Annotated in this window: 13 protein-coding genes and 1 pseudogene; 4 read left to right on the forward strand and 10 right to left on the reverse strand. The window is 74.2% G+C overall.

The genetic code is table 11. The features are described from left to right. Positions 1-37: 37 nt before the first annotated feature. From EFE23_RS10990 to EFE23_RS11000, 3 genes are all read right to left on the reverse strand, one after another. Positions 38-1042 carry a glycine betaine ABC transporter substrate-binding protein gene (locus tag EFE23_RS10990; protein WP_123240793.1) on the reverse strand — a complete coding sequence of 335 codons (1005 nt, stop codon included), beginning with the start codon at positions 1040-1042 and terminating at the stop codon, positions 38-40. Positions 1043-1229: 187 nt separating this feature from the next. Continuing rightward, positions 1230-1952 carry an ABC transporter permease gene (locus tag EFE23_RS10995; protein ID WP_123240794.1) on the reverse strand — a complete coding sequence of 241 codons (723 nt, stop codon included), beginning with the start codon at positions 1950-1952 and terminating at the stop codon, positions 1230-1232. Positions 1953-2066: 114 nt separating this feature from the next. Continuing rightward, on the reverse strand, positions 2067-2753 hold the full coding sequence (locus tag EFE23_RS11000) for an ABC transporter permease (protein WP_123240795.1): 687 nt from the start codon (positions 2751-2753) through the stop codon (positions 2067-2069). A 2-nt stretch (positions 2754-2755) separates the two neighbouring features. Here EFE23_RS11000 and EFE23_RS11005 point away from each other — a divergent pair, with 2 nt between their 5' ends. After that, the gene (locus EFE23_RS11005; RefSeq protein ID WP_123240796.1) at positions 2756-3748 is read left to right on the forward strand and encodes an ABC transporter ATP-binding protein; all 993 of its coding nucleotides are present in this window, start codon (positions 2756-2758) and stop codon (positions 3746-3748) included. Between the two features lie 6 nt (positions 3749-3754). Here EFE23_RS11005 and EFE23_RS11010 read toward each other — a convergent pair whose 3' ends face one another. The 7 genes from EFE23_RS11010 to folP all read right to left on the reverse strand — a co-directional run bounded on the left by EFE23_RS11010 (position 3755) and on the right by folP (position 8364). Beyond that, positions 3755-4252, reverse strand: a complete 498-nt coding sequence (locus tag EFE23_RS11010) for a hypothetical protein (RefSeq protein ID WP_123240797.1) — start codon at positions 4250-4252, stop codon at positions 3755-3757. A gap of 84 nt (positions 4253-4336) precedes the next feature. Then, on the reverse strand, positions 4337-4639 hold the full coding sequence (locus EFE23_RS11015; RefSeq protein WP_123240798.1) for a hypothetical protein: 303 nt from the start codon (positions 4637-4639) through the stop codon (positions 4337-4339). Positions 4640-4697: 58 nt separating this feature from the next. After that, complete coding sequence (locus EFE23_RS11020) at positions 4698-5915, reverse strand: ABC transporter permease (RefSeq protein ID WP_123240799.1); 1218 nt, start codon at positions 5913-5915, stop codon at positions 4698-4700. 118 nt (positions 5916-6033) lie between these two features. Then, positions 6034-6522: a DUF3180 domain-containing protein gene (locus tag EFE23_RS11025; RefSeq protein ID WP_373683994.1), complete on the reverse strand. Its 489-nt coding sequence runs from the start codon at positions 6520-6522 to the stop codon at positions 6034-6036. Between the two features lie 38 nt (positions 6523-6560). Beyond that, positions 6561-7088 carry a 2-amino-4-hydroxy-6-hydroxymethyldihydropteridine diphosphokinase gene (gene folK / locus EFE23_RS11030; protein WP_123240801.1) on the reverse strand — a complete coding sequence of 176 codons (528 nt, stop codon included), beginning with the start codon at positions 7086-7088 and terminating at the stop codon, positions 6561-6563. After that, positions 7085-7444 (reverse strand): dihydroneopterin aldolase, encoded by a 360-nt coding sequence (gene folB / locus EFE23_RS11035; protein WP_123240802.1) that lies wholly within the window; start codon positions 7442-7444, stop codon positions 7085-7087. Before folB ends, folK begins: the two co-directional genes overlap by 4 nt. Continuing rightward, on the reverse strand, positions 7441-8364 hold the full coding sequence (gene folP / locus EFE23_RS11040) for a dihydropteroate synthase (RefSeq protein WP_123240803.1): 924 nt from the start codon (positions 8362-8364) through the stop codon (positions 7441-7443). Before folP ends, folB begins: the two co-directional genes overlap by 4 nt. A gap of 353 nt (positions 8365-8717) precedes the next feature. On the opposite strand from folP, the gene EFE23_RS11045 reads away from it, so the two are divergent. The 3 genes and pseudogenes from EFE23_RS11045 to EFE23_RS11055 all read left to right on the forward strand — a co-directional run. Then, positions 8718-9032: a hypothetical protein gene (locus tag EFE23_RS11045; RefSeq protein WP_123240804.1), complete on the forward strand. Its 315-nt coding sequence runs from the start codon at positions 8718-8720 to the stop codon at positions 9030-9032. A 12-nt stretch (positions 9033-9044) separates the two neighbouring features. Continuing rightward, positions 9045-9407 (forward strand): hypothetical protein, encoded by a 363-nt coding sequence (locus EFE23_RS11050; RefSeq protein ID WP_046568405.1) that lies wholly within the window; start codon positions 9045-9047, stop codon positions 9405-9407. 157 nt (positions 9408-9564) lie between these two features. Next, positions 9565-10129, forward strand: a pseudogene (locus EFE23_RS11055) (hypothetical protein); the annotation flags it as partial.

Genomic DNA, 10129 nt, shown 5'->3' on the forward strand with positions numbered 1-10129 from the left:
CCGGCGCGGACCGGCGGCGGCCGTTCCGGATCGCAGGTCAGCTGGCGGCGAGCGCCGCGTCCGAGGAGAAGACCAGGCCGACGCTGGCCGCGCCGGTCTTCAGCGCGTTCTTGGTCTGCGGGCCGCCCGCGTCCAGCGAGCTGAACGAGCCGGCCTTGAAGTCGTAGACCTGGACGAGACCCGCCTGGCACTTCGGTCGCTGCGGGCACTCCGGCGGGCCGGCCAGCACGGTGGCCTGACCGGAGCACTTGCCGGCCAGGTCGGAGAGCGTGGCGACCTGGTACTTGTCGGCGAACGCCTTGGTGACCGCGAAGGCGTTCTGGTCCTGCGCCTGGGACGGCTGGCCGAAGCTGATGCCGACCTTGTCGCCCGCGGCCTTGAGCGCCTGGACCGTCTTCTCCAGCTCCGGCGAGGAGACCGGCTGGGCGTCCTTGCCGTTGGCCTTGGTGTTGAGGAACTCGGCCATGGTGGCCGCGTACTCCGGGACGACCTGGATCTGACCCTTCTCCAGGGCCGGCTCGTAGAGCTCGCGGTTGCCGATGGTCTGCACCTTGACCTGGTAACCGGCGGCGGTGAGTGAGATCTTGTAGAGCTCGGCGATGGTCTGGCTCTCGCTGAAGTTGCCGGCGCCGACCGTGATCTGGCCGCTCTGGTCCTTCGTGATGCCCTCGGTGACCCCGTTGGCGTCGGCGAACTCCTTCGCCGCGACCTGCGGGGTCTTCCGGTCGACGTCGACCGCGCGGTTCAGCTCGATCAGCTTGGGGGTGTCCAGCTTCGCGGAGACCTTGTCCAGCGCGGCGACGAGCTGCGGCGTGGCCGCCTTGGCGTTGATCGCCGGAAGAACGTTGTCGGTGTTCTGGAGCTTCTTGTCGTCGGTCAGGACGACCAGCTTGTCACCGGCGACCGGGGCGCACCCGGCACCCGACGCGCCCTGCTGCGGGGCGTCGGTGCCGGACGAGCCCGCGTCGCCGCAGCCGGTGAGGAGCCCCGCCGCGGCGAGGGCACCGAGCGCGCCGACGGCCAGCCGTGAACGTGCAAGCATCAGTTGCCCGCCTTCCGTGTCCCGGCGCGGCCCACGTCGGGCCGGCCGCGTGTCCGACGGGCGATCCGGTCGGCCGCCCGCGAGTTCCAGCCAATATCCTCCAGGCCGGACCGACAAACTCCGAGCGACTTTCGTCACCGGATCGTCACCCGACGCCGAGCGTCCGGTTTCCAGCACCGGGAACGGCTCAGCCGCCCGCCGTGGCGTCCGCCGCGCGCCAGTTCGCCACCCGCCGTACCCGGCGCAGCGGACGCGGGGTGACCACGCGCTCCACCAGCGCCAACACCGCCTCGACCAGCAGCGCCAGCCCGGCCACCAGCACCCCGCCGGCGATGATCTGCCCGCCCCCGGCCGCGATGTCCAGCCCGAAGCCGGCCCGGATGATCTGCCCCAGCCCGCCGCCGTTGACGAACGAGGCGAGAGCCGCCGTCGCGACCACCTGCACCGCCGCGGTGCGGAAGCCGGCGGCCAGGTACGGCACCGCGAGCGGCAGCTCCACCCGGCGCAGCAGCTGCCCGCCGGAGAGCCCCATGCCGCGCGCCGCGTCCCGGGCCTCCGGGTCGGCCTGCCGGACCCCGGTGTACGCGTTGGCCAGCAGCGGCGGCACCGCGAACACCGCGAGCGCCACCACCACCGCCGGCCGGCCGAAGCCGAGGAAGGTCAGCGGCAGGATGGTCAGCAGCGCCAGGGTCGGGACCGCCAGGGTCACGTTGGAGACCAGCAGCACGGCACCACCGCCCCGGCCGCTGTGCCCGAGCCAGAGCCCGATCGGCCAGGCCACCAGGCAGCCGAGCAGCACCGCCAGCGCGGAGATGGTCAGGTGCTCGCCGAGCCGGTCCAGGATGCCGCCCGGGTTGGTCCAGTTCAGCGGGTCGTTCAGCCAGACCACGGCCTCCCGGATGTGATTCACGCTGCCGGCCTTCCGTTCGCGACTGCGGGGCTCCGCTCCGCTGCACTCCTCGCGCTCACGCTGCCGGCCTTCCGTTCGCGACTGCGGGGCTCCGCTCCGCTGCACTCCTCGCGCTCACGCTGGCCGCCGGCGGAGCCAGGGGGTGAGCAGCCGGCCCACCCCGGCCAGTACCAGGTCCAGCACCAGCGCCAGCAGCACGCAGAGCACGGTGCCGGTCATGATCTCCGCCTTGTAGAAGTTGTTCTGGAAGCCGGCGAAGATGAGCTGGCCGAGGCCGCCCCGGCCGACCACCACGCCGACCGTCACCAGGGCGACCGTGGAGACGGTGGCCAGCCGGAGACCGGTGAGGATGCCGGGCAGGGCCAGCGGCAGCTCGATCCGGAACAGGCGGGCCCAACGGCCGTACCCCATTCCCTCGGCCGCCTCGCGGACCTCGGGGGGCACCTGGTTGAGCCCGGCCAGCGCGTTGCGGACGATCACCAGCAGCGCGTACAGCACGACCACGCTGAGCACGGTCAGCGCCCCGATGCCCAGGTAGGGCCCGAGAAAGGCGAAGAGCGCCAGCGACGGGATCGTGTAGAGCACGCCGGTCACCGCCAGCACCGGCCCGGCCAGCGACCGGAACCAGTACGCGGCCACCGCGAGCGGCAACGCCACCACCGCGGCGATCAGGACGGCCCGGGCGGTCAGCCAGGTGTGGTCGCGCAGCGCGGCGAGGATCGTGTCAGAGTTGTCCCGCACGTACTGCCAGGAGAACCACGGGTTACCGGGCGCGGCCCGGTAGCTCAGGTGGAGGGACACACGTGGACGTTACCCCGGGATCCACCGCCGGACACGGCGCCGCCTCGATCACCCTGGAGCGCATCGGCAAGCGCTACCCGGACGGGACGGAGGCGGTACGCGAGCTGAGCCTGGAGGTCAAGGCCGGCGAGCTGGTGGTGCTGATCGGACCGTCCGGCTGCGGCAAGTCCACGGTGCTGCGCATGATCAACCGGCTGATCGAGCCGACCCACGGCCGGATCCTGCTCGGCGACGACGACGTCACCCGGCTCGACCCGGTCGCGCTGCGCCGCCGGGTCGGGTACGTCATCCAGAACGTCGGTCTCTTCCCGCACCAGACCGTCGCCACCAACGTGGCGACCGTGCCCGGGCTGCTCGGCTGGTCCCGGGAACGGACCCGGGAACGCGTGCACGAGTTGCTGGAGCTGGTCGGCCTCGACCCGGCGCAGTTCGGCCGCCGCTACCCGCACGAGCTCTCCGGTGGCCAGCGGCAGCGGGTCGGGGTGGCCCGGGCGCTCGCCGCCGACCCGGTGGTGCTGCTGATGGACGAACCGTTCTCCGCCGTCGACCCGATCGTCCGGACCCGGCTCCAGGAGGAGTTCCTGCGCCTGCAGGCCGAGGTCCGCAAGACCATCGTGCTGGTCACCCACGACCTGGACGAGGCGGTCCGGCTGGGCGACCGGATCGCGGTGCTCTCCGAGGGCGGCCGGCTGGAGCAGTACGACACCCCGGCCGCCCTGCTCGGGTCGCCCGCCTCGCCGTTCGTCCGCGAGTTCGTCGGCGCCGACCGGGGCATCCGCCGGCTCGCGGTCACCCCGGTGACCCGGGACGTGCTCGACCCGCTCCCCGCCGACGGCGCGGCCGGCCTCCCGACGGTCCCGCTGGGCGGCTCGGCGTACGACGCGCTGGGGGCGCTGCTCACCTCGGCCACCGAACACGCCGTGGTCACCGAGGAGGGGCGCCCGGTGGGGGTGCTGAGCCGGGCCCGGGTGCTGGGGCTCGGCGTCGTCGACTGAGCCGGGTCAGGCCCGGCCACCCAGGCTGGCCAGGCCGATGATCCAGCCGGCGAAGAAGCCGTAGGTGACCCCGGTGCCGGTGGCCTGGAACGCGGCGAGCAGCGAGCCACCCGGCCCGAGGAGCGCGGACAGCAGGGCGGCGAAACCGCCGGCCAGCGCGTACGCCGCCCAGCCGGAGAAGAACTGGCTGGCCGAGGCCTGGACCCGGGCCACCTGGGCGGCCGGCAGCAGGTAGAGCAGCGCGGCGGCCAGGATGAGCAGCAGGATGGCCCGCAGGTCGGTGGCGAGCACCCCCTGGGACGGGTCGTCCGCGTGCAGCCGCCAGGCCGGCCAGGCGAGCAGCCGCAGGAACCAGCCACCGGCCCCGTCCGGGTCGGTGTCCTGCACCCAGCCCAGGTAGAGCGGGCTGCCGCAGACCGCGACGAGCAGGAACGCGGCCAGGGTGCCGGTGCCGGCGGCGGTGCCGTACCCGCTGACCGTGCGCGGGCGGTTGGTGAGGGCCATGGGACGGTCAGTTCCCGGCCCACCTCGCCGGGCAAACCTGCGCGTACGCGCGGCCGCCGCGGGGCGCCGGGCGGGCATCGGAGGTCAGTGCTTCATCAGGTAGTCGATGAAGGCGGCCCGCAGCAGCGGCTCGGACTCCTCGTAGCCGTGCCCGGTCAGCTCCCGCCAGAGGGCGTTCCACTCGTCGATGGTCGGCCCCACCGAGTTGACGGCACCGTCCAGCGCCGCCGCCTCGTCCGCGTTCGGCAGGTGCCGCAGCACCGACCAGAAGAACCCGATGTCGCGACGCTCCCGGGCCAGGTGGAACGCCTGCTCGCGCAGCTCCTCGGTGGAGAGCTTGTCGAGCTCGTCGAAGGTACGGCCGCCGGGGGCAGGAGTTTCGGTCATGCCGCCGAGCCTAACCGGCGAGATCAGCTCGGGCCCGCCGGACGCGACCCACCGAAGCTCACCGGTCGTCGGTGTCCCACCGGCGCGGGTCGTTCTGCCAGCGCGGCGCTTCCCAGGCGTCCACGGTGGTGTCGGTGTTCCGCACCGGCAGCACCGAGGGCCAGGCGTCGGCCGGCTCCGGGGACGGGGTCAGGGCCCAGCCGGCGCTGATCGTGCCGTCGCCCGGCGGCCCGACCTGGCCCGCGCCGGCCGGCCGCGGCCGGCCCAGCGACTCGACCAGGCGGGTGACCAGCAGCCCGGCACCGAGGGTCGCCCCGCCGACCGCCCACCGGCTGATCGTCCAGCCGCGGGTTGCCGCCCAGGCCAGGAAGACCTCGACCAGGCCGACCGCGAACAGGGCGCCGAAGATCCCGCCCCGCCGGCCGTACGCGCTGGTGCCGGCGAGCATCACGGTGCCGACCGCGAGCACGGTCCAGTCCAGCCCGGTGACCGGCGCCACGGGGCCGGACCCGTTGGCGGCGATCAGCACGCCGCCCAGCATGGCCAGCACGGTCGAGGCGATCAGGGCCAGGGCGGTCACCATGGCGGCGACGACACCCCGGCGGCGGGCCGGGTCGGCGACCGGCCGGTACCGGCCGACCAGCCGCCGGACCGGCTTGATCGCGCCGAGCAGCCCGCCGAGGACGGCCACCGCGGCGAAGCCGAGGAACAGGTAGATGGCCGTCTGCCGGGGGTCATACCCGCCCTGCACGACGACCGGGGTGGTACGCCGCTCGATGTACACGATCACGCCGGCCGCGCCACCCAGGCTCGCCGCCCAGCCGGGCACGTGCAGCACCACCACCACCAGGCCGAGGGCCAGCCCGCCGAGCGCCGCCACCAGCAGCGCCGGCAGCAGCGCCTCCCGGACGCCCTGGTCGCCCTGCTCGGCGAAGTGCAGCGCGGCGGCCACCGCGACCGGGCCGATGGCCAGGTTCACCGCGGCGGCGCGCAGGCTCAGCCCGGCGGCGAGGACGAGCATCCCGAGCCCGGCCACGTCGACCAGCAGCGACTTGAGCCCGTCGCCACGCAGCGCGTCCGGGTTCTCCCGCCAGAGCAGCCACCCGGTCACGGCCAGGCCGATCAGCAGCAGCACCTCCCACACCACGTGGACCGCGATCCGGTCCCGACCGGGCTCGCCGTGCAACGGGTCGTCGAAGACGTTCTCCAACACGGCGGCGGGCACCCCGGACGAGGCCTCCACCGGCGCGTCCCGGCCCGTCTCGTCGTACCCCATGGTGGTGCCTCCCACGTCGGCGGCCGTCCAGGTCCGACGCACGGGCGGACCGGCGGCGGCCGTTGCTCTCCGGTCGCCAGGGACGGTACCTGCGGGCGCGGGTGGTGGGAACCCCTGATCAGAGGCGGCCGCGCGGGGTCTCCCGGTCGCCGGGCTCACGGTCCTCGTCGTCCTCCTGCTCCGGTACGCGGCAGGACCGCTCCAGCCAGAGGGCCGCCGCGACCAGCGCCAGCGAGGCGAGCAGCCCGGCGCCGCCGGCCGGCCGGTCGCCCGTCGCGGCGTGGGTCCGCTCGACGAAGAGCCAGGCGGTCAGGCCGGCGTAGAAACCGGCGAAGATGGCCCCGGCCAGCGCGGATGCCTTGGCCAGCACCACGAACCGGGCGACCAGCAGCGGGTTCACCGGGTCCCGGCCCGGGCGGCGCTCGATCCGGCCACGGGTGTTGACCGCCGCGTAGCCCTCCAGCACGGCGAGACCGGCCAGCGTGATCACGGGCAGCCACGGCAGCCGGGGTGCCACCTCGTAGTAGAAGCTGCTGATCAGCAGCCAGGCCACGGCGGCGGCGGCCAGACCGGCCACCACCAGCGTCGAGATCCGCGTGGGGCCCATCCGGAACTGGTGCGGGTCGCGCGGGGACTGCGCCTGGCTCATGATTCCGACTCTAACGCCAGATCCGGCCGGGGGCGCAGTTCCAGGGCGTCCCCGGCCAGCGGCTCGGCGTTGAGCAGGTCGGTCAGCCAGCCGTGCCCGGGCAGCCGGCCGTGCGGCTCGATGTCGATCCACGGACGCAGCACGAAGGCACGCAGGTGGGCGCGCGGGTGCGGGAGGGTCAGCTCCGCCTCGTCGCTGAGCACCGGCTCACCGGCGTCGTCCCAGACCGCGATGACGTCGACGTCGAGGGTGCGCGGCCCGTACCGCCGTCGCGGGTCGCGGGTCCGGCCGGCCGCCGCCTCGGCGGCCTGGGCCCGCGCCAGCCAGTCGCGCGGGCCGGCCGCCGGGTCCGCGACCAGCACCGCGGCGTTCAGGTACGCCGGCTGGTCGGCGTCCCCCCACGGTGGAGTCTCGTAGACGCCGGAGACCGCCAGCAGGGTGTCGCCGAACGCGGCGACCGCCGACCGCAGGTGGGCGAGCCGGTCGCCCAGGTTGCTGCCGATCGACAGCACGGCCCGGCTCACCGGGTACGCCGCATGGTCACGGCCACGTCCCGGAAGGTGTGCGGAATCGGGGCCTCGGGCTTGTGCACGGTGACCGTGGCCGCGCTGACCAGCGGCTCGGCCAGGCAGACCGCGAGCAGCCGGTCGGCGAGCGTCTCGATCAGGTTGACCGGCTCGCCGGTGAGGACCGCGACCAGCTTCTCGGCCAGTTCGCCGTAGTGCACGGTGTCGGTCACCTCGTCGGAGCGGGCGGCCGGGGCGAGGTCGAGTTCGAGTACCGCGTCGACCACGAACTCCTGCCCCTGGGCGCGCTCGAAGTCGTAGACGCCGTGCCGGCCGTGCGCCCGCAGGCCGGTCAGCTCGATCCGGTCGGTCATCGCTCCCCCTCCTCCGCGGCGCCGGCCCGGCCGGCGGGCCCGGCGGCCGCCGGCGCGGCCCGGTCCACCGCCGGCGCGCCGGGCACCAGGCGCGGGCTGCCGGTGGCCCGCCAGACGGCGAGCGCGTCGACGGTGCCGCGGACGTCGTGCACGCGTACCCCCCAGGCGCCGGCCGCCACGGCGAGCAGGCTGGTGGCGATGGTGGCCGCCTCCCGGCCGGAGGTGGGCCGGGGACTGCCGTCAGGGCCGGCGAGCAGGCTGCCCAGGTAGGACTTGCGGCTGGCCCCGAAGAGCAGCGGGAAGCCCAGGTCGAGCAGCTCGGGCAGGCGGGCGCTGAGCTCCCAGTTGTGCGCGGCGGTCTTCGCGAACCCGAGGCCCGGGTCGATGATGATCTTCTCGGCGGCGACCCCGGCGGCGAGCGCGGCGTCGACCCGCCGGCCCAGCTCGGCCCGGACGTCGGCCACCACGTCGGTGTAGTGCGCCAGGTCCCGCATCTGGCGGGAGTGGCCGCGCCAGTGCATGAGCACCCAGGGGCAGCCGGCGTCCCGGACCACCCGGGCCATGTCCGGGTCGGCGAGCCCGCCGGAGACGTCGTTCACCACGTCGGCGCCGCCGGCGAGGGCCGCCTCCGCCACCCGGGCCCGGCTGGTGTCGATGCTGACCGGGATGCCGGCGGCGGCCAATTCGCGGATCACCGGGAGCACCCGGGCCGTCTCGGTCTCCGCGTCGACCCGGTCCGCGCCGGGACGGGTGGACTCGCCGCCGACGTCGATCAGGTCCGCACCCTCGGCCCGCAGTCGCACTCCGTGTCCGACGGCAGCGCGGAGATCGGCGTATCTGCCGCCGTCGGAAAAGGAGTCGGGCGTGACGTTGAGAACGCCCATCACCACCGGGAACCGCGCCCGTACCAGATCGGTCACGACCCGACACTACCGTTCGCCAGCAGGGCTTCCGGCGGCCCGGCAGGTCCCCGTCAACAGGGGTGCCGACATGCGAATTGGAACAGGTGTACGATCGGTCGTCCGGGCCGGTTCGGGTCGACTCTTCGCGGGTTGTCGCAAAGGGGGCCGGCCCGTACGCTTTGGAATTGCCCAGCATCGAGATGGCGAAGCCTGGAGGGAGGGCCGAAGCGGGAAAAATCCCCCCAAAGCTCACCACGCTCCGTGGTGGGTGACGAACAGAGGGTTGCCAGCGCTGCCCTTAGAGAGCACCATCCCGCCAGGCTTCTACTGCACCACCGCGGCGCCGCCGGCCGCGACATGGGGAGGTTTCAGTGATCGCCATCGAGCTCCTGGCGACGGCGTCGAACGCCGTCGACCACGCGCTCCACACCCTGGCGTCGACTCCACTCGCCGAGCCGGCCCCCAAGGGCATCGACACCAACAATGTCGTCAGTTTCTTCGCCAGCAAGATCGCCCCGATCCTGCTCGCCGTGCTCGGCGTCATCTTCATCGGGCGGGCCAGCCGGGGCGAGATCTCCAAGGTGCTGACCAGCTCGGCCATCGCCATCATCGGCCTGGCCTTCATCGCCGGGGCCGCCACGCTCTTCTTCGTCGGCGACTACCTGATCGACCTGATCTTCGAATAGGCGCGGGCGACCATGCGGCTGCGCACCGACGACGACATCTACCGGGCTCGTCTCGTCTATCTGGGGCCGCCCGGGTACACCCTTCCCGTCCACCTGCCGTACGCCCAGTACGGCCTGTTCATGCTGCTCGTACCCCTCTACATGTTCATCCACTGGCTGTTCACGCTGCAGGTGGAGCTCTTCCCCGCCTGGGAGATCTCGCTGGCCATCGTGACCACCTCTTTCGTCTTCCGGTACGTCGACCCGGACCGGCCGGCGCGCATGGTCATCCGGACCGCGCTGACGGACTGGCGACGCACCCGGGAGCCGGCCGCCGAACTGCGCGACCCGCGCCTGGTGGCGAGCCGGATCAGGATCCGGGAGGAACTGGCATGACCGGGCGTACGCCGACGGCGCAGACGAACGACGCGGGTGAGGCGGTCGCATGAGTCGCTCTTCCACGCCGGGATCCCCGGCCGGACGCCCGGCCGGCCCGCACGGTAACCGAGCGCGATCGTTCGATTACCCGCCAGCCGAGGAGCTGGACGAGGTCGTGCTGGACCCGGCCCTGGCCACCAGCCCCGGGCACGGTCGCGTCGGGGTCTTCCAACCGCCCCGACCGGCGGCGGCCCGCCCCTCCGGTGCCGAGCAGCGGGTGCCGACCTCCGGTGACAGCGCCGACATCGACTCGCCCTTCCTCGACCTGTTCGGCGGGGCACAGCCCGGGGTGCGCCGCCCGCCCGCCCCGGCCGAGCCGGCCCCGGTGGTGGCTCCTCCGCGCCGCGGTGTCGGCCGGGACGCCCTGCCGATCCCGCACCAGCACGCCGCCCCCGCCGAGCCGGCGCCCGTCGAGCACCGGTCCGCCGGAACGTCCGAGGGGGAGCCGGCGGCGGCCCGGCTCCGGGACGGCACGGCCGGCGTACGGCAGGTGTCCCGGACCCGGCCGGTCCCCGAGGTCGACGCGTCCCGCGCCGCCGCACCGCCGGACGTCCACCGCCCGCCCGCCCGGCCGGGCGGGCCGCCGGACCAGCCGCCGGCCCTCGACGCGGGCCCCGCGGCGAGGGCCGGCGGCTGGTCCGGCGGCCCTCGACGCGGGGCCCGCGGCCCGGACCCGGGTG

It is taken from the genome of Micromonospora solifontis, assembly GCF_003725545.1.
GTDB classification, from domain to species: Bacteria; Actinomycetota; Actinomycetes; order Mycobacteriales; family Micromonosporaceae; genus Micromonospora; species Micromonospora solifontis.